Here is an 18,236-nt window from a genome sequence, read left to right on the forward strand (position 1 = left end):
GCGACGGTTTCGGTGCCGACCAGGAGGACGGGGCGGATGGTGGCGTCGTCCGCGGCCCGGGCGCGGCCGCTCCCTGTCACCGCGACCGCGTTTCCGCCCGCCCGAGGGCGGCCCGGGCGAGGTCCGCGCCGCTCCCGCCGGACCCCGAGCCGCGGACCGCCAGGCCCTCACCGGCGGGTGACGGCCTCCGGCCCGGCCGGGGGACGGAACAGCGGTACCGCCGTCACCAGGAACGCCCCGCCCAGGGCCACCAGCACCGGCCGGTGGCTCACCAGCTCGACCAGGACCGCCCCGGCGGCCAGCCCGGCCACGTTCGGCGCGAACACCAGCGTGTGGGCCGTGGCGGTGACCCGGCCCAGCAGCGGTCCCGGCGTCTCGCGCTGCACGGACGTCAGCGCGGCGATCGGCACGGCGGGCAGCCCCGCCCCGATCGCCGCGCTGGACGCGAGGGCCACCGGGTCGGACGGCACCGCGCGCAGGGCCACCGCGCAGGCCAGCAGGGCGATGCCGTACGCCGCGAAGCGCCGTGCCCCCAGGCGGCGCAGGGCCGGGCCGGACAGCAGCCCGAGCGTGACCGACCCGGCGCCCTGCGCGGCGTACAGCACACCGGCGTACGCGGGGGAGTGCCCGAGGCCGTCGACGACGGCGTGGACCAGCGCGCCGTTGACCCCGGCGCCCAGCATGGTGGCACCGCCCGCCAGGACCAGGGGGCGCAGCACCGGGTGCGCCCACAGGTGCCGGACGCCCTCGGCGGTGCGCCGGCGGCTGCCGCCGGGGGAGGGCGCGGGCTTCCCCTCCCGGACCCGCAGCAGGGCGTACACCAGCGTGGCCAGCGCGAACGTCGCCGCGTCCAGCAGGGCCACGCCCGCCCCGCCGTACGCCGTGTACAGGGCCGCGCCGGCCGGCGGGGCCAGGAGCTTCATGCCCTCGGCGGCCGTCACACGCAGGCCGTTGAAGTCCCCCAGCAGGGACGGGTCGAGGGCGCCGGCGACGAGCGCCGACTCGGCCGCGTCGTGGACGACGCCCGCCGCGCCGTACACGGCCAGCACCGCGTACAGCAGCCACACCTCGCCCGGCGAGTCCACGCCGACGAGGGTGAGCAGCGAAGCGCCCAGGAGCACGTTCACGCCGATCAGCAGCGGCCTGCGGCGGACCCGGTCGGCCAGGGTGCCCAGCACGGGTCCGGCCAGGGCCGGCAGCCACATCGCGAGCAGGCACAGCGCGGCCAGGCCGTCCGAGCCGGTGAGCTCCTTCACCCACACGCCGGACGCCAGCCACAGGGCTGAGGTGCCGAAGCCGGAGACCACCAGGGCGCAGAGGCAGAGCCCGGCCCGGCGGTCGCGCAGGACGCGTGCCAGGGGCCAGGTCGTCGCGTTCGTCATGCCCGCTCATCGTGGTGCTGAGGCCCGTGGGAGGGGATCGGGAGGATGCCCTAGCGGACCGGGTGCCGGGCGATGAGTTCCGCGGGCGGCATCGGTCTGCCTCCCAGGAGACGGAACCAGGAGGAACCGCGGATGACCGACACCACCCCGACCCTCGACCTCGGACCGCAGACGGCGGTCCTGGCACGCCTGGCCGAAGGCGTCAGCGACGAGCGGCTTACGGACCCGACGCCCTGTCCGCGGTACGCGGTGCGCCACCTGCTGGGCCACCTGGCCGGGCTGACCGTCGCCTTCCGCGACGCCGGCCGCAAGGACCTGGGCGTCACGACCGACACCGACCCCGGCTCCGCGCTCCCGGACATCGCGCCCGGCTGGCGCGAGGAGCTGCCCGCTGCGCTGGCCGAACTGGCCGAGGCCTGGCGCGACCCGGCCGCGTGGACCGGCATGACCCGGGCCGGAGGAGTGGACCTGCCGGGCGAGGTCGCCGGGCTGGTCGCCGTCGACGAGCTGGTGATCCACGGCTGGGACCTGGCCCGCGCGACCGGCCAGGAGTACACCCCCGACCCGGCGGCGCTCCAGGTCTGCCACGACTTCCTCGCCGCGAGCGCCGACGACCCGGGCCGGGGCGAGATCTTCGGCCCCGTCGTCCCCACCGGGCCCGGGGCGTCCCTGCTGGACCGGACGGTGGGGCTGAGCGGGCGGGATCCCGGATGGAGTCCCCGATCGTAGAAAGCGATTGCTGTTTCTTCTGCCGGAAGCATTGACGAAACGAACGCGCCCTCCTACCGTCATCGCGTCGTACTTCGTACGTCATATATGAGACGCGATACGCGAGATCCGATACGCGATCCACCGAGACCGCGAGATCCGAGAGGCGCGCATGACCTCTGTGCCCACGCCGATCCCCTCCCGCACGCAGTACGTGCTGGAGGGGATCAAACACCGCATCCTGACCGGGCAGCTGACGCCGGGGCAGGCCCTGGTCGAGACCGAGCTCGCCGCGCAGTTCGGGGTGTCCAAGACACCGGTGCGGGAGGCGCTCAAGACCCTCGCCGGGACCGGGCTGGTCGTGATGAGCCAGTACAAGGGCGTCACGGTGCGCATGGTGGACGCGGACATGGCGCGCGAGGTCTACGACGTCCGGCTGCTGCTGGAGCCCGAGGCGCTCAGGCGTGCCGTGCAGCGCGGCGCCTCCCTGGACGCCGCCCGTGACGCGCTGACCCGGGCCGACGGCGCCACCGACACGGCCGAACGCTCCCTGGCCAACAGGGAGTTCCACCGCGCCCTGTACCTGCCCTGCGGCAACCCGCTGCTCGGCCGGATGCTCGACGAGGTCCGCGACCAGGCCGCCCTGGTCTCCGCCGTCGCCTGGGCCGCCTCGCCCTCCTGGGAGCGGGAGGCCGGCGAGCACCGGGAGATCCTGCGCCTCGCCCTCGACGGCGACGCCGACGGCGCGGCGCGCGCCCTCCACTCCCACATCGCGTCCTTCGTGCAGCGCGCCTTCCCCGAGGCCGCCCTGGAACAGGAAGGCCAGGAATGAGCAGCGTGGCGTTCGAGACCCAGCGGGCGGCCCTGGCCGACGTGGTGGCGATCCCGGTGACCCCGTTCGCCGAGGACGGCTCCGTGGCGCCGGACACCTACCGGGCGCTGCTGCGCCGCCTGCTCGACGGCGGCATCACGACCCTCACACCGAACGGAAACACCGGTGAGTTCTACGCCCTCACCCCCGAAGAGCGCCGTCTCGTCACGGAGTTGACGATGCAGGAGGCCGGGGAGCGGGCCGCCGTCCTGGTCGGCGTCGGGCACGACATCCCCACCGCCGTCGCCTCCGCCCGGCACGCCCGGGAGCTCGGCGCGCAGATGGTGATGGTCCACCAGCCCGTCCACCCCTACGTCTCCCAGGCCGGCTGGGTCGACTACCACCGGGCCGTCGCCGAGGCCGTGCCCGAGCTGGGCGTCGTGCCCTACATCCGCAACGCGCAGCTCACCGGCGCCCGCCTGGCCGAACTCGCCGACGCCTGCCCGAACGTCATCGGCGTGAAGTACGCCGTGCCGGACGCCGCCCGGTTCGCCGCCTTCGCCCGGGACGCGGGCATGGAGCGGTTCGTGTGGGTCGCCGGGCTCGCCGAGCCGTACGCCCCCTCCTACTTCTCCGCGGGCGCCACCGGCTTCACCTCCGGGCTGGTGAACGTCGCCCCGGCCGTCTCCCTGAACATGATCGAGGCGCTGCGCTCCGGCGACTACCCGGCCGCCATGAAGGTCTGGGAGCAGATCCGCCGCTTCGAGGAGCTGCGCGCGGCCAACGGCTCCGCGAACAACGTCACCGTCGTCAAGGAGGCCCTCGCCTCCCTCGGCCTGTGCCGCCGCGAGGTCCGCCCGCCGAGCCGCACGCTCCGGGACGACCAGCGCGCCGAGGTCGCCGCGATCGCCGCGGGGTGGTCGATATGACCGGCCGGCTCTCCCCCGAGGACCTGCGCAGCCACCAGTGGTACGGCGCCGAGGGCCAGTTGCGCACCTGGTCGCACAACGCCCGGATGCGGCAGCTCGGTTACGAGGCGGAGGAGTACCAGGGCCGCCCGGTGATCGCCGTCCTGAACACCTGGTCCGACATCAACCCCTGCCACGTCCACCTGCGCGAGCGCGCCGAGGCGGTCAAGCGGGGGGTGTGGCAGGCCGGCGGTTTCCCGCTGGAGTTCCCGGTCGCCACGCTCTCCGAGACGTACCAGAAGCCGACCCCGATGCTCTACCGCAACCTGCTCGCGATGGAGACGGAGGAGCTGCTGCGCTCCTATCCGGTCGACGCGGCGGTGCTGCTCGGCGGCTGCGACAAGTCGACGCCCGCGCTGCTCATGGGCGCGGCCTCGGCCGACGTACCGGCCCTGTTCGTGCCCGCCGGGCCGATGCTCCCGGGCCACTGGCGCGGCGAGACCCTCGGGTCCGGCACCGACATGTGGAAGTACTGGGACGAGCACCGCGCGGGCAACCTGACCGACTGCGAGCTGCGGGAGCTGCAGGGCGGTCTGGCGCGCTCGCCCGGTCACTGCATGACCATGGGGACCGCCTCCACGATGACCGCGGCGGCGGAGGCCCTCGGCATGACGCTGCCGGGCGCCTCCTCGATCCCGGCCGTGGACTCCGGGCACGAGCGGATGGCCGCCGCCTCCGGACGCCGTGCCGTGGAGCTCGCCTGGACCGCGCTCAAGCCGTCCCGGATCCTCACCCGCGAGGCCTTCGAGGACGCCGTGACCACGGTGCTGGGGCTCGGCGGCTCCACCAACGCCGTCATCCACCTGATCGCGATGGCGGGACGCTGCGGGGTCGGGCTCACCCTCGACGACTTCGACCGCATCGCCCGCACCGTGCCGGTGCTCGCCAACGTCCGCCCGGGCGGCCGGACGTACCTCATGGAGGACTTCCACTTCGCCGGCGGCCTGCCCGCCTTCCTGTCGCGGATCACCGACCTGCTGCACCTGGACCGGCCCACCGTGGGCGGCACCCTGGGCGAGCAGATCGCCGGCGCCGTCGTCCACGACGACGACGTCATCCGCCCCCGCGAGAACCCGGTCGCCGCCGAGGGCGGAGTCGCCGTGCTGCGCGGCAACCTCTGCCCCGACGGCGCGGTCATCAAGCACATCTCCGCCGAACCGCACCTGCTCAAGCACACCGGTCCCGCCGTCGTCTTCGACGACTACCGGACCATGCAGCGCACCATCAACGACCCGGCACTCGCCCTCACCCCCGACCACGTGCTGGTGCTGCGGAACGCCGGACCCAAGGGCGGCCCGGGCATGCCCGAGTACGGCATGCTGCCGCTGCCCGACTACCTCCTCAAACAGGGCGTCCGCGACATGGTCCGCATCTCCGACGCCCGGATGAGCGGCACCAGTTACGGCGCGTGCGTGCTGCACGTCGCCCCCGAGTCGTACGTCGGCGGGCCGCTCGCCCTGGTGCGCACCGGCGACCCGATCACCCTCGACGTGGAGGCGCGCAGCCTCCACCTCCACGTCGACGACGAGGAGCTCCGGCGGCGCAGGGCCGCCTGGACGCCGCCGCCCACCCGGTACGAGCGCGGCTACGGCGCGCTCTACAACGAGCAGATCACGCAGGCCGACAGCGGCTGCGACTTCGAGTTCCTCGCCCGTCCGGGTCGGGTCGCCGACCCGTACGCGGGCTGAACGGCCGCACCACCCGCGCACCTCAGCACGACCCGGCACGACCCCGCCCCGGATAGAAAGCGCTTGCCGCGCACGCGTCGACGCACGACGTACCAGACGTACTGAGAACGGAGAACAGTCATGGCCCAAGCCGCAGCCGTGGCGAAACCGCCCGCGCCACCCCGGCGGCGCCGTGCCTCCGCCACCCCGCGCAGGCTCCCGTACCTGCTGATCGCCCCGGCCGCCCTGCTCATGCTGGGCTTCATCGCCTACCCGGTCATCAGCGTCTTCTACTACAGCCTGCAGAACTACAACCCCACCAAGCCCTGGCGGAACGGATTCGCGGGCTTCGACAACTTCGTCCACGCCTTCACCGAGGACCCCGTCTTCTGGGACACCCTCGTCTTCAGCGCCAAGTGGGTCTTCGTCGAGGTCGGACTCCAGCTGCTGTTCGGTCTCGCGCTGGCCCTCATCGTCAACCAGACCTTCGTGGGCCGGGGCCTGGGGCGCGCCCTGGTCTTCTCCCCGTGGGCCGTCTCCGGCGTGCTCACCTCCGCGATCTGGGTGCTGCTCTACAACTCCCAGACGGGCATCACCCGTTACCTCGCCGACATCGGCATCGGCTCCTACGGCACGAGCTGGCTCTCGGACACCTCCACCGTCTTCCCGGCGGCGATCGTGGCCGACCTGTGGCGCGGGGTGCCGTTCTTCGCGATCCTCATCCTCGCCGACCTCCAATCCGTCTCCAAGGACCTCTACGAGGCCGCCGAGGTCGACGGCGCCAGCCGGCTCAAGCAGTTCTGGCACATCACGCTGCCGCACCTGAAGGACGCCATCATCCTGTCCACGCTGCTGCGGGCGGTGTGGGAGTTCAACAACGTCGACCTGCTCTACACCCTGACCGGCGGCGGCCCCGCGGGCGAGACGACCACACTGCCGCTGTACATCGCCAACACATCCGTCGACGCCCACAACTTCGGCTACGCGTCGGCCCTGACCACGGTGGCGTTCGTGATCCTGCTCTTCTGCTCGATGGTCTACCTGCGGCTGAGCAAGTTCGGAGGCGAGAGCAAGTGAGCGTCAAGGAAGCGACCAAGACGGCACCCGCCCCCGTGCGCGCCGTTCCCGAACCGCCCCGGCCCGCGGGGCGCAACCGGGCCTGGGACGAGGCGCCCCGCTGGCAGATCTACCTGCCCCTGGGCATCTACCTGGTCTTCACCCTCATCCCCTTCTACTGGATCCTGCTGTTCGCCCTGCGCCCGGCCGGCTCGACCTCGCTCGTGCCCTGGCCGATGACCTTCGACCACTTCGAGAAGGTCTGGACGGAGCGCAGCTTCGGCACCTACTTCACCAACAGCGTCCTGGTCGGAGTCGCCACCCTGGTCATGACGACCCTCGTCGCCCTGGCCGGCGGCTACGCCCTCGCCCGGTTCGACTTCAGGATCAAGCGGGCGTTCATGCTCGCGCTGCTCTGCTCCCAGTTCGTGCCCGGCGCGCTGCTGCTGGTCCCGCTGTTCGAGATCTTCGCCGAACTGCAGATGATCAACTCGCTCGGCAGCGTCATCCTCGCCGAGACGGTCTTCCAGCTGCCGCTGTCGATGATCCTGATCAGCAACTTCATCAAGAACGTGCCGTACTCCCTGGAGGAGGCGGCCTGGGTGGACGGCTGCAACCGCATGACGGCCTTCCGGATCGTCGTGCTGCCGCTGCTGCGGCCGGGCCTCATCGCGGTCGGGTCCTTCGCCTTCGTCCACTCCTGGAACCACTTCCTGTTCGCCCTGATGTTCCTCAACAACCAGGACAAGCAGACCATCCCGGTGGGCCTGAACACCCTGATGAGCGCCGACAGCGTCGACCTGGGCGCGCTGGCGGCGGGCGGCATCATCGCGGCCGTGCCGGTCGTGATCGTCTTCGCCTTCATCCAGAAGTGGCTGATCACCGGCTTCAGCGCGGGGGCGGTGAAGGGATGAGACGCGCACGACTGGCCGTCACGGCGGGCCTGTTGGGGGTGCTCTGCGTCCCCGCGCAGGCCCAGGCCCGGGACCTCGGCCGCGACACGCTCCCGGCGAACGACGGCTGGGCCGCCGAGGGGCCGGGCACCACCGGGGGCGCCGCCGCCGACGCCGCGCACGTCCACACGGTGACCGACCGGGCCGGGCTCGTCCGCGCCCTGGACGGCGGCAGCGACACCCCGAAGATCATCAAGATCGCCGGGACGATCGACGCCAACACCGACGACGACGGCGGCCTGCTGGACTGCGCCGACTACGCCACCGGCGGCTACAGCCTGAAGAAGTACCTCGCCGCCTACGACCCGCGCACCTGGGGCGCCGCCAGGCCCACCGGCCCCCAGGAAGAGGCACGCCGGGCCTCCGCCGCCCGGCAGGCCGAGCGGATCGTGCTGACCGTCGGCTCCCACACCACGATCGTCGGCCTCGGCGACTCGGCCGTCCTCAAGGGCGCCAGCCTCCAGGTGCGCGACGCGACCAACGTGATCATCCGCAACCTCGAACTGCGCGACGCCTACGACTGCTTCCCCGTCTGGCAGCCCAACACCGGCGGCCTCGGCGACTGGAAGGCCGCCTACGACAACCTCTGGCTGGCCGGGGCCACACACGTGTGGGTCGACCACGTCACCGCCTCCGACCGGGGCCACCCGGACGCCGGGGAGCCCACCCACTTCGCCCGCACCTACCTCCGCCACGACGGCCTGCTGGACATCACCAACGGCTCCGACCTGGTGACCGTCTCCTGGAGCCGGTTCGCCGACCACGACAAGGCCATGCTCATCGGCAACGGCGACACCGCCACCGGCGACCGCGGGAAGCTCCGCGTCACCCTGCACCACAACGCCTTCGAGTCGGTCGTCCAGCGCGCCCCGCGCGTCCGCTTCGGCCAGGTGCACCTCTACAACAACCGCTACGAGATCACCGGGGCCGACCACCGCTACTCCCTCGGCGTCTCCACCGAGTCCGCGATCCACGCGCAGAACAACGCCTTCCACGCGCCCGGCCACGTGGAGGCCGCCGACCTGGTCAAGAGCTGGAACGGCGACGCCCTGCACCAGAGCGGCACCCTCTTCAACGGCTTCCCGGTCGACCTGCTCGCCATCCACAACGCCTACAACTCGGGCAGCGAGCGCGACCTGACGGCCGACGTCGGCTGGACGCCCGTCCTGCACGGGCGGATCGACAGCGCCGCCGCGGCCGACCGCGCCGTGGACCGCGGCGCGGGAGCGGGGAGGATCCCGTGACCGGCCGCATGATCGACGCCATGAACACACCGGTGCCCGTCGTCCTCGCCGGCGCCCGCGGTCACGGCCGCTGGCACCTGGCGAACATCCGCCGCCTGCGGCAGCAGGGGCTCGTCCGGCTGGCCGGGGTCTGCGAGCTGACGCCGCTGACCGAGGCCGAACTCGGCGACCTGGGCACCCCCGAGCAGTCCGCCGACTTCGGCGCCCTGCTGGACTCCACCGGCGCCCGGATCGCGGTGATCTGCACGCCGATCCCGACCCACACCGACCTGGCGCTCACGGCGGCCGAACGCGGGGTGCACCTGCTGCTGGAGAAGCCCCCGGCCCCCTCCTACGCGGAGTTCCGCCGGATGGCCGACGGGGTCGCCGCCGCCGGGGTGGTCTGCCAGATCGGCTTCCAGTCCCTGGGCTCGCACGCCCTGCCCGCCGTCCGGGAGCTGATCGCCCAGGGCGCGATCGGCACACTGGCCGGGCTCGGCGGGGCCGGTGCCTGGGTGCGCGACGAGGACTACTTCCGCCGGGCCCCGTGGGCGGGCAAGCGCCGGATGAACGGCGCCGACGTCGTCGACGGGGCGCTGACCAACCCCCTCGCGCACGCCGTCGCCACCGCCCTCGCCCTCGGCGGCAGCACCCGCGCCGAGGACGTCCTGGCCATCGAGACCGAGCTGCTGCGCGCCAACGCCATCGAGTCCGACGACACCTCCTGCGTCCGGATCACCACCGCCCAGGGCCACCCGGTCACCGTCGCCGCGACCCTGTGCGCCGAGCGGGCGGACGAGCCGTACGTACTGGTGCACGGCGGCAGCGGACGCATCACCTTCTGGTACAAGCAGGACCGCGTGCTGCTCCAGCGCGCCGGGCACGGTCCCGAGGAGTTCCAGCACGGCCGCACCGACCTGCTGGAGAACCTCGTCGACCACCTCACCACCGGCGCGCCCCTGCTGGTCCCGCCCGACGAGACCGGCGCCTTCATGAAGGTCGTGGAGGCCATCCGCACCGCCCCCGACCCGGCGCCGCTGCCGGACGGCGCCTGGCACCGGGTCCCCGGCGAGAACCGCCGGGTGGTGCCCGGCATCGACGGGCTCGTCGCGGCCGCCGCCGACACCCTCTCCCTCTACTGCGAGCTGGGCGCCCCCTGGGCCCCGGCCGCGGAGCACCCGTCGAAAGAGGTGAGCACCCGATGACCGGCAACGACACCGTCGTCCTGCGCGTCGCGGGCCGGCCGGTCGGGCGGTACGTCACCCGGCCCGAGCTGCCCGCCCGGCTCTCCCCGCGCCCCCACCTGCACCCCGTCACCACCCTGGCCGGCACGGCGGTCACCGAGCTCGCACCCGCCGACCACGCACACCACCTCGGCGTCGGTGTCGCCGTTCCCGACGTCGAGGGGTTCAACTTCTGGGGCGGGCGCACCTACGTCCGCGACCAGGGCCCGACCGAGCTGGACAACCACGGCTCCCAGCGGCACGTCGCCTTCCAGCTGCGCGACCCCGACGGCTTCGTGGAGGAGCTGCGCTGGGTCGCCGCGGGCGGTGAGCTGCTGCGCGAGCGCCGCACGGTCGCGGCCACCGAACTCACCGACCAGGCCTGGGCGCTGGACCTCACCTTCTCGCTCACCAACGTCACCAGGGCCCCGTTGTCGATCGGCAGCCCCGCGACCAACGGCCGCCCGGGCGCGGCCTACGGCGGCTTCTTCTGGCGGGCCCGCAAGGAGGCCGCCGCCCCCGAGGTCTTCACGGCCGGCGCCGAGGGCGAGGCAGAGGTGCACGGCAGGCCCGCCGACTGGCTGGCCCTGGCCGGGGCTGGCTGGACGCTGGTCTTCGCCGGGGCCACCGAACGGACCCGGCGCGACCCGTGGTTCGTGCGGACCGAGGAGTACCCCGGGGTCGGCTCCTCACTGGCGTACGGCGAGCGGCTGCCGGTCCCGCCGGGCGGGACCGTCGTCCGCCGGATCGTCACCGTCGTCGCCGACGGCCGCCTCGGCCGGGACGCCGCCGCGTCCCTCGTCCGCAAGGCGGTGAGCCCATGACCTCCCGGATACCCGCGGCTTCCGGGGCGCCGGTGAGCGCCGGGACGCCGACGGCCTCCGGGCTGCCGGTGAACGCCGCGGGCTTGCGCGCACCGGCGGCCCCCGGAACGCCCCTGAGCGCCGAGAGCTACACCAACCCCGTCCTCGACGCCGACTGGTCCGACCCGGACGTCGTCCGCGTCGGCGACGACTTCTACCTGACCGCCTCCAGCTTCGGCCGCGCCCCGGGCCTGCCGCTGCTGCACTCCCGCGACCTGGTCAACTGGACCCTGGTCGGCCACGCCCTGGAACGCCTGGAACCGGCGGCGGCGTTCGCCGCGCCCCGGCACGACTGCGGTGTGTGGGCGCCGTCCCTGCGCCATCACGACGAACGCTTCTGGATCTTCTGGGGCGACCCCGACCAGGGTGTCTTCCAGATCAACGCCCCGGGGATCAGAGGCCCGTGGACCCGCCCCCACCTGCTCAAGGCGGGCAAGGGACTGATCGACGCCTGCCCGCTGTGGGACGAGGAGACCGGCGAGGCCTATCTGGTGCACGCCTGGGCCAAGTCCCGCTCCGGCGTCAAGAACCGCCTCACCGGCCACCGGATGCGCCCCGACGGCACCGAACTCCTCGACGACGGCCAGGTGATCGTCGACGGCGACCGCATACCCGGCTGGTTCACCCTCGAAGGGCCCAAGCTCTACCGGCACGACGGCTGGTTCTGGATCTTCGCTCCCGCCGGGGGAGTGGAGACCGGCTGGCAGGGCGCCTTCCGCTCCCGCGGCTTCTTCGGGCCGTACGAGGAGCGGATCGTCCTGGAACAGAAGGACACCGGCGTCAACGGCCCCCACCAGGGCGGCTGGGTGCGCACCCCGTCCGGCGAGGACTGGTTCCTGCACTTCCAGCAGCGCGGCCCCTACGGCCGGGTCGTCCACCTGCAGCCGATGCGCTGGGGGCAGGACGGCTGGCCGGTGCTCGGGGACGACGGCGCCCCCGTCGCCGTGCACCGCCGCCCGTCCCTGCCGCCCCAGCCGCCCGCCGCCCCGGCCACCGACGACGACTTCCCCGGCGGACGGTTCGGCCGCCAGTGGCAGTGGACGGCCAACCCGGGCGACGGCTGGGCCACCCACCACTCCGGGGACGGGCTGCGGCTGACCTGCGTCCGCTCGGCCGACGCGCACGACCTGCGGAGGCTGCCGAACGTGCTCACCCAGCGGCTGCCCGGCAAGCCCTGCGCGGTCGAGGTGGAACTGCGGCTCGACAGCGACGAGCCCGGGGCGCGGGCCGGACTGGCGGTGCTCGGCGACGCGTTCTGCTGGATCGGCCTGCAGCGGGGCACCGACGGCACCGCGCACCTGGTACACCGGTTCGCCGAGGGGGTCGCGGAGGCCGAGCGCGACGCCGCCCATCCGCGGCTCGCCCCCGGGGACCGGGCCCGGCTGCGGATCGAGATCGGCGCCGACGCCCGCTGCCGCTTCTCGGCCGACACCGGCGACGGCCTCCGGCCCTCCGGCCCCGTCTTCGCCGCCACCCCCTGGCGCTGGGTCGGCGCCCTGCTCGGCCTCGTCGCCCTCGCGCCCGAGGGACCCGGGCACGCCGGCGCCGCCACCTTCACACGGTTCAGAGTCACGCCCTCGTAAGCCACCCGTACGCCTGTTGGGAGCCGCAATGACGCACCTCCGTAGCAAGCGCTTGTCCGGACCGGGACGGTCCGGCACGGTCGTCGCCGCCGTGCTCGGTCTCGTCGCGGCGCTGGGCCTCGGGGCGCTCGGCGACGCCCGGGCGGCCCCGGGGCCGCAGGCCGCTCCCGCGGCGGACCGCTGGACCGACCGGCCGCACGGCTTCGCCTCCCTCGCCGGCGGCACCTCCGGCGGGGCGGGCGGCAAGGTCGTCACCGTCAGCGACCAGGCCGCGCTCGCCACGTACGCGGCGGCCGAGGAGCCGTACGTCATCCGGGTCGAGGGATCCCTGGACATGGAGCCCTTCGGCACGGAGATACCCGTCGCCTCCGACAAGACCATCATCGGCGTGAGCGACAGCGCCGAGATCGTCCACGGCGGGTTCACCCTCGACCCCGGCACGCACAACGTGATCATCCGCAACCTGACGATCCGCGACACCGCGATCGAGGGCAACTGGGACTGCAAGGACACCGACTACGACGGCATCCGCCTCGACACCGCCCACCACGTGTGGATCGACCACATACGGTTCTCGCGGATCTGCGACGGGCAGCTCGACATCCGCAAGGACAGCGAGTACGTCACCGTCTCCTACAACCAGTTCACCGACAACAACAAGACCTTCGGCATCGGCTGGACCCCGAACGTCCGGACGCAGATCACCGTCGACCACAACTGGTTCCGCGGCACCAAGCAGCGCAACCCCTCCGCCGACAACTGCGCCTACGCGCACCTCTACAACAACTACCTGTCCTCCCAGCTCGCCGACGGCGACCCCGTGTGGACCTACGGGAACTGGGCGCGCGGCCGGACGAGGATGGTCGTCGAGAACAGCTTCTACGACGGCGTCCAGCACCCCTACCAGGCCGACGCCACCGCCGAACTCGTGCAGCGCGGGTCGGTCCTGCGGAACACCACCGGCCGGCACGACGCCTGGGGAGCGGCCTTCGACCCGCGGGAGTTCTACGCCTACCGGCTCGACCCGGCCGCCGCGGTGCCCGGGCTGGTGAAGCGGTTCTCCGGGCCGCAGAAGCGGATCGGCGGCCCGGTCACCCTGCACGTCCCGGGGGACCACCCGACCGTGCAGGCCGCCGTGGACGCCGTGCCCGACGGCAACGACCGGCCGGTGCGGATCGACATCGCGCCGGGCACCTACCGCGAGAAGGTGGTCGTCCCGGCGGGCAAGCCGCACATCGAGCTGCGCGGCACCGGACGGCACCGCTCCGACACCGTCATCGTCTTCGACACGCCCGCCGCGTACGGGGGCTCGACCGGGAGCGCCACCGTCCGGATCGCCGCGGACGACGTCACCGCACGCCACCTCACCTTCAGCAACGACTTCGACGAGGCCGCGCACGAGCTGAAGGGCGAGCAGGCCCTGGCGGTGAAGACGACCGGCGACCGGATCGTCTTCGAGGACACGGCGTTCCTGGGCAACCAGGACACCCTGATGACCGACAGCCCGAAACCGACCACCATCAGCCGGGTCTACCTCCGCGACTGCTACGTCGAGGGCGACGTCGACTTCGTCTACGGCCGGGCCACGACGGTCGTCGAACGGTCGGTGATCCGGGCGCTGAGCCGCGGCTCGGACACCAACAACGGCTACATCACCGCCCCTTCGACCTGGAAGGGCAACCCGTACGGGTTCCTGATCACCCGGTCGAGGATCGTCAGCGACGCCCCCGCCGGGACCTTCCACCTGGGCCGGCCCTGGCACCCGGGCGGCGAGCCGGACGCGATCGGCCAGGTGCTGGTCCGCGACACCGAGCTGCCGGCCGCGATCAAGGCCTCGCCGTGGACCGACATGAGCGGGTTCTCGTGGAAGGACGCGAGGTTCGCCGAGTACCGCAACCACCGGCCCGGGCGCGACGGTCACCGCCGACCGTCCGCAGCTCACCCCGCACCAGGCGCGGTCCCACACCGTCGCCGCCTACCTCACGGGCACGGACGGCTGGGCACCCCACACCCGCCACTGATCCCCCCACACCCTCAAGTTCCGCTGGATCCAGAAGAAGAAGAGAGCCGACCAATGAAGATCAGCAATCGCAGAAGCGGGCGCGCCGCCACGGCCGTCGCCCTGGGGGCCGTCCTCGCGCTGACCGCGACCGCCTGCGGCGACGACGGCAGCGGGGCGGGCGGCGACAAGGGCGCCGAGGGGAGCGGCAAGGGCAAGATCGTCTTCTGGGACAACAACGGCGGTGTCCGCACCGAGATCTGGAAGGAGATCATCGCCGACTTCGAGAAGGCCCACCCGGACATCGAGGTCGAGTACGTCGGGATCGCCTCGACCGAGTACCAGTCGAAGGTCGACACCGCCCTCCAGGGCGGTGGCCTGCCGGACGTCGGAGGCGTGGGCGCGGCGATGCTCGCCGGGTTCGCCGCGCAGGGAGCGCTGGAGCCGCTGGACGACCGGCTGGCCGAGTCGTCCCTGAACGGCAAGCTCAACAAGGACATGGTCGAGTCGCTGAAGGCGGCCGGCGGCGGCGACGACAAGCTGTACTCGATCCCGACCTCCGCGAACAACGGCGTGCTGTACTACCGCACCGACCTGTTCGAGAAGGCGGGGCTCCAGGAGCCGACCACCTGGGAGCGGTTCTACGAGGCCGCGGAGAAGCTGACGAACAAGGGCAGGAACGAGTTCGGCTACACCATCCGCGGCGGCGCGGGCTCCATCGCCCAGGCGCTCGACGCGATGTACGGGCAGTCCGGGATCACGTCGTTCTGGGACTCCAGCGGCGAGAAGACCACCGTCAACGACCCGAAGAACGTCGAGGCGCTGGAGAAGTACGCGGCGCTGTACAAGAAGGCCACGCCGGCCGCCGACCTCAACAACGACTTCACGAAGATGGTCGCGCAGTGGGATTCCGGCACTATCGGGATGCTGAACCACAACCTCGGGTCGTACCAGGACCACGTGAAGGCGCTCGGGGTGGACAAGTTCCGCGGCATTCCGCAGCCGACCGGGCCCGGCGGCAAGCGGGTCCAGGTCTCCAACCCGGTGGACGGACTGGGGCTGTTCAAGAGCGGCAAGAACAAGGAGGCCGCCTGGAAGTTCATCGAGTTCGCCACGTCCAAGGCGGAGAACTCGAAGTTCAACGAGGCGGCGGGGCAGGTTCCGTCGAACACGGACGCGGCGAAGGACGCGTGGATCTCGAAGGCGGAGCCGACGAAGCTGGCCGCGGAGGCGTTGTCCGACGGTTCGACGACGATCGTGCAGCTGCCGTACTACCTGCCGGACTGGAACACGATCTCCAAGGCCGACAACGAGCCGAACTTCCAGAAGGTGCTGCTCGGGAAGATGAGCGCGAAGCAGTTCCTGGACACGATGGCCGAGCAGCTGAACACCGCGCAGGAGGAGTGGAACCAGCAGAACGGGTGAGCTGCTGCTGGGTTCCGCCGTGGGGTGGCCCGCGCGTTGCGTTGCGCGCCGCCCCACGGCTGGTCGCGCCCCCGCGCGGAGCCGCACATCGCAGCAGCCCGCGCCCCTGATCCGTGGACCGGCCCCTCTCCGGAAGGAACTCCCGTGTCTCTCAGCCGTAGACGAGTGGCTGCCGTGGGAATGGCCGCTGTTCCTCTCGCGCTGTCGTTCGGCGGTGGCGCGCATGCGCGTGGTCACCGCACCCTCCATATCGCCGGTGACTCCACCGCCGCACAGAAGTACGCCGACGCCGCGCCCGAGACCGGGTGGGGAACGGCATTGCCGTTCTTTCTCCGCAAGGACCTCCTGGTCGCCAATCACGCGGTGAACGGGCGGAGTTCGAAGAGTTTCCTCGACGAGGGGCGGCTCGATGCCGTGCTCTCCGTGCTGCGGCCCGGGGACCTCCTCCTCGTCCAGTTCGGGCACAACGACGCCAAGCGGGAGGACCCCGCCCGCTACACCGAGCCCTGGTCGACGTACCAGGAGTACCTGCGGAAGTACCTCGCCGGGGCCCGGGCCCGCGGCGCGCGGCCGGTGCTGGCCACGTCCGTGGAGCGGCGCAGGTTCGACGCGGGCGGGAAGGCCCTGCCGACGCACGGGGAGTACCCGGCGGCCGTGCGGGCCCTCGCCGCCGAGGAGGGGGTCGCGCTGCTCGACCTCCAGGCGCTGTCGCTCGCCCTGTGGCAGGAGCTGGGGCCCGAGGAGACGAAGAAGTACTTCAACTGGACCGCCACCGAGCAGGACAACACGCACTTCAACCCGCCTGGGGCCATCGCCGTGGCGCGGCTCGTGGCGCGCGAGGCGCTGCGCCGCCGGGTGCTCGGCCCGCGGGACGTGCGGCGGCTGGACGAGCCCATCCCCGAGTCCTGGATCGGCTGGCCCGAGGCCACCGTGTGACACCCCCGACGACGAAGGAAGAGAGCCGCACATGAAGGTTCGCAAGTGTCATGATCATGCCATGAGGAGAGCGGTGGTCCTGGCCGGCTGCACCGCGCTCGTCCTCACCCTGACCGGCACCGGCGCGCAGGCCCGGCCCGAGGACACCGCGCGGCAGACTCTGGGCGCCGAGGACGGCTGGGGGGCGTACGGCACGGGCACCACGGGCGGGGCCGCCGCCGACGCCGCGCGCGTCTACACCGTCACCACCTGGGAGCAGTTCCGGGCCGCCCTGAAGGACGGCGGGTCCGCGCCCAGGATCATCAAGGTGAAGGGGATGATCGACGCCGTCTCCGAGGGCTGCGACGCGTTCGCGGCCGAGGGATACGACCTGGGGAAGTACCTCGCCGCCTACGATCCCGCCGTCTGGGGCCACGACCGGCCGGTCAGCGGCGAGCAGGAGGAACTGCGGGCCGCGTCCGCGGCCAACCAGGACAAGGCCGTCAAGGCCGGCGTGCCCGCCAACACCACGATCATCGGTGTCGGCAGGAACGCGGGCATCCTCGGCGGCAGCCTGCAGATCAAGGGCGTCGACAACGTCATCGTCCGCAACCTCACCCTCGAGGCACCGGTCGACTGCTTCCCGCAGTGGGACCCCACCGACGACAACGGGACCGGCGCCTGGAACTCCGAGTACGACGGCGTCGTCGTGTACGGCTCCACCCACGTGTGGATCGACCACAACACGCTCACCGACGGCCGCCACCCGGACAGCTCCCTGCCGTCGTACTTCGGCAAGACCTACCAGCAGCACGACGGGCTGCTCGACGTCGTGCGCGGCTCCAACCACGTGACCGTGTCCTGGAACTCGTTCCGGGACCACGACAAGACCATGCTCATCGGCAACAGCGACAGCGCCACCGCCGACGACGCGGGCAAGCTGAAGGTCACCCTGCACCACAACCGCTTCGAGGGCATCGTCGAGCGGGCGCCCCGGGTGCGGTTCGGGCAGGTCGACTCGTACAACAACCACTTCGTGGTCACCAAGGACCAGAAGTGGGGTTACGTCTACGGCATCGGCAAGGAGTCCCGGCTCGTCGCCGAGCACAACGCGTTCACGCTGGCGAAGGGCCTCAGCCCGGCGAAGATCCTCAAGAAGTGGAGCGAGGCGCCGGTCACCGCGAACGCCAACGTCGTCAACGGCAGGCCCGTCGACCTGATCGCCGTGCACAACGCGGAGATCCCGGCGGAGACGCTCCAGCCGGGTGCCGGCTGGACGCCGGCACTGCGGACCCGGATCGATCCCGCGAAGGCGGTGCCCGGCATCGTCGACGCCCGGGCGGGCGCCGGACGCCTCTGCTGAACCGACCGGCCCGTACCGGCCGGGGCGGCCCGCTGCGCGGACCCCGCCCCGGCCCCCCCGCCCACCGCACACCCGCCGTACCGCGAAGGAGCAGCCG

General features: G+C 72.4%; 14 protein-coding genes and 1 pseudogene. 14 read left to right on the forward strand and 1 reads right to left on the reverse strand.

What is annotated here, in order from left to right:
• Positions 1–167: 167 nt before the first annotated feature.
• Positions 168–1,382 (reverse strand): MFS transporter, encoded by a 1,215-nt coding sequence (locus tag AC07DA_RS20460; RefSeq protein WP_479129585.1) that lies wholly within the window; start codon positions 1,380–1,382, stop codon positions 168–170.
• Between the two features lie 132 nt (positions 1,383–1,514).
• Here AC07DA_RS20460 and AC07DA_RS20465 point away from each other — a divergent pair, with 132 nt between their 5' ends.
• From AC07DA_RS20465 to AC07DA_RS20530, 14 genes and pseudogenes are all read left to right on the forward strand, one after another.
• Positions 1,515–2,111, forward strand: coding sequence for a TIGR03086 family metal-binding protein (locus tag AC07DA_RS20465; RefSeq protein ID WP_479129586.1), 597 nt, complete (start codon positions 1,515–1,517; stop codon positions 2,109–2,111).
• Between the two features lie 151 nt (positions 2,112–2,262).
• The gene (locus AC07DA_RS20470) at positions 2,263–2,922 is read left to right on the forward strand and encodes a GntR family transcriptional regulator (RefSeq protein WP_479129587.1); all 660 of its coding nucleotides are present in this window, start codon (positions 2,263–2,265) and stop codon (positions 2,920–2,922) included.
• Positions 2,919–3,830 carry a dihydrodipicolinate synthase family protein gene (locus tag AC07DA_RS20475; RefSeq protein ID WP_479129588.1) on the forward strand — a complete coding sequence of 304 codons (912 nt, stop codon included), beginning with the start codon at positions 2,919–2,921 and terminating at the stop codon, positions 3,828–3,830. The genes AC07DA_RS20470 and AC07DA_RS20475 overlap by 4 nt, the downstream gene beginning before the upstream one ends.
• Positions 3,827–5,557 carry an L-arabinonate dehydratase gene (gene araD, locus AC07DA_RS20480; RefSeq protein ID WP_479129589.1) on the forward strand — a complete coding sequence of 577 codons (1,731 nt, stop codon included), beginning with the start codon at positions 3,827–3,829 and terminating at the stop codon, positions 5,555–5,557. Before AC07DA_RS20475 ends, araD begins: the two co-directional genes overlap by 4 nt.
• Before the next feature lie 120 nt (positions 5,558–5,677).
• The gene (locus AC07DA_RS20485) at positions 5,678–6,613 is read left to right on the forward strand and encodes a carbohydrate ABC transporter permease (RefSeq protein WP_479129590.1); all 936 of its coding nucleotides are present in this window, start codon (positions 5,678–5,680) and stop codon (positions 6,611–6,613) included.
• Complete coding sequence (locus AC07DA_RS20490) at positions 6,610–7,506, forward strand: carbohydrate ABC transporter permease (protein ID WP_479129591.1); 897 nt, start codon at positions 6,610–6,612, stop codon at positions 7,504–7,506. The genes AC07DA_RS20485 and AC07DA_RS20490 overlap by 4 nt, the downstream gene beginning before the upstream one ends.
• Entirely contained in the window at positions 7,503–8,789 is a 1,287-nt protein-coding gene (locus tag AC07DA_RS20495; RefSeq protein ID WP_479129592.1) for a pectate lyase family protein, read from the forward strand. The genes AC07DA_RS20490 and AC07DA_RS20495 overlap by 4 nt, the downstream gene beginning before the upstream one ends.
• An 8-nt stretch (positions 8,790–8,797) precedes the next feature.
• Positions 8,798–9,973, forward strand: a complete 1,176-nt coding sequence (locus tag AC07DA_RS20500) for a Gfo/Idh/MocA family protein (protein WP_479129691.1) — start codon at positions 8,798–8,800, stop codon at positions 9,971–9,973.
• Positions 9,970–10,815 (forward strand): DUF6807 domain-containing protein, encoded by an 846-nt coding sequence (locus AC07DA_RS20505; protein ID WP_479129593.1) that lies wholly within the window; start codon positions 9,970–9,972, stop codon positions 10,813–10,815. The genes AC07DA_RS20500 and AC07DA_RS20505 overlap by 4 nt, the downstream gene beginning before the upstream one ends.
• Entirely contained in the window at positions 10,812–12,437 is a 1,626-nt protein-coding gene (locus AC07DA_RS20510; RefSeq protein ID WP_479129594.1) for a glycoside hydrolase family 43 protein, read from the forward strand. The genes AC07DA_RS20505 and AC07DA_RS20510 overlap by 4 nt, the downstream gene beginning before the upstream one ends.
• 28 nt (positions 12,438–12,465) lie before the next feature.
• A pseudogene (locus AC07DA_RS20515) lies at positions 12,466–14,458 on the forward strand (pectinesterase family protein).
• A gap of 53 nt (positions 14,459–14,511) precedes the next feature.
• Positions 14,512–15,861 (forward strand): ABC transporter substrate-binding protein, encoded by a 1,350-nt coding sequence (locus AC07DA_RS20520; protein ID WP_479129595.1) that lies wholly within the window; start codon positions 14,512–14,514, stop codon positions 15,859–15,861.
• A gap of 144 nt (positions 15,862–16,005) precedes the next feature.
• On the forward strand, positions 16,006–16,797 hold the full coding sequence (locus tag AC07DA_RS20525; protein WP_479129596.1) for a rhamnogalacturonan acetylesterase: 792 nt from the start codon (positions 16,006–16,008) through the stop codon (positions 16,795–16,797).
• 31 nt (positions 16,798–16,828) lie between these two features.
• Positions 16,829–18,139: a pectate lyase family protein gene (locus AC07DA_RS20530; protein WP_479129597.1), complete on the forward strand. Its 1,311-nt coding sequence runs from the start codon at positions 16,829–16,831 to the stop codon at positions 18,137–18,139.
• Positions 18,140–18,236: the final 97 nt, after the last annotated feature.

This window comes from Streptomyces sp. NPDC044921, from assembly GCF_056432865.1.

What these genes read in the sequence shown, in the direction of transcription:
- AC07DA_RS20475 (WP_479129588.1), top strand. Translation starts at nt 2,919, where the DNA reads ATGAGCAGCGTGGCGTTCGAGACCCAGCGGGCGGCCCTGGCCGACGTG.
- AC07DA_RS20505 (WP_479129593.1), top strand. Translation starts at nt 9,970, where the DNA reads ATGACCGGCAACGACACCGTCGTCCTGCGCGTCGCGGGCCGGCCGGTC.
- AC07DA_RS20520 (WP_479129595.1), top strand. Translation starts at nt 14,512, where the DNA reads ATGAAGATCAGCAATCGCAGAAGCGGGCGCGCCGCCACGGCCGTCGCC.
- AC07DA_RS20470 (WP_479129587.1), top strand. Translation starts at nt 2,263, where the DNA reads ATGACCTCTGTGCCCACGCCGATCCCCTCCCGCACGCAGTACGTGCTG.
- AC07DA_RS20460 (WP_479129585.1), bottom strand. Translation starts at nt 1,382, where the DNA reads ATGACGAACGCGACGACCTGGCCCCTGGCACGCGTCCTGCGCGACCGC.
- AC07DA_RS20485 (WP_479129590.1), top strand. Translation starts at nt 5,678, where the DNA reads ATGGCCCAAGCCGCAGCCGTGGCGAAACCGCCCGCGCCACCCCGGCGG.
- araD (WP_479129589.1), top strand. Translation starts at nt 3,827, where the DNA reads ATGACCGGCCGGCTCTCCCCCGAGGACCTGCGCAGCCACCAGTGGTAC.
- AC07DA_RS20530 (WP_479129597.1), top strand. Translation starts at nt 16,829, where the DNA reads ATGAAGGTTCGCAAGTGTCATGATCATGCCATGAGGAGAGCGGTGGTC.
- AC07DA_RS20500 (WP_479129691.1), top strand. Translation starts at nt 8,798, where the DNA reads ATGATCGACGCCATGAACACACCGGTGCCCGTCGTCCTCGCCGGCGCC.
- AC07DA_RS20495 (WP_479129592.1), top strand. Translation starts at nt 7,503, where the DNA reads ATGAGACGCGCACGACTGGCCGTCACGGCGGGCCTGTTGGGGGTGCTC.
- AC07DA_RS20510 (WP_479129594.1), top strand. Translation starts at nt 10,812, where the DNA reads ATGACCTCCCGGATACCCGCGGCTTCCGGGGCGCCGGTGAGCGCCGGG.
- AC07DA_RS20465 (WP_479129586.1), top strand. Translation starts at nt 1,515, where the DNA reads ATGACCGACACCACCCCGACCCTCGACCTCGGACCGCAGACGGCGGTC.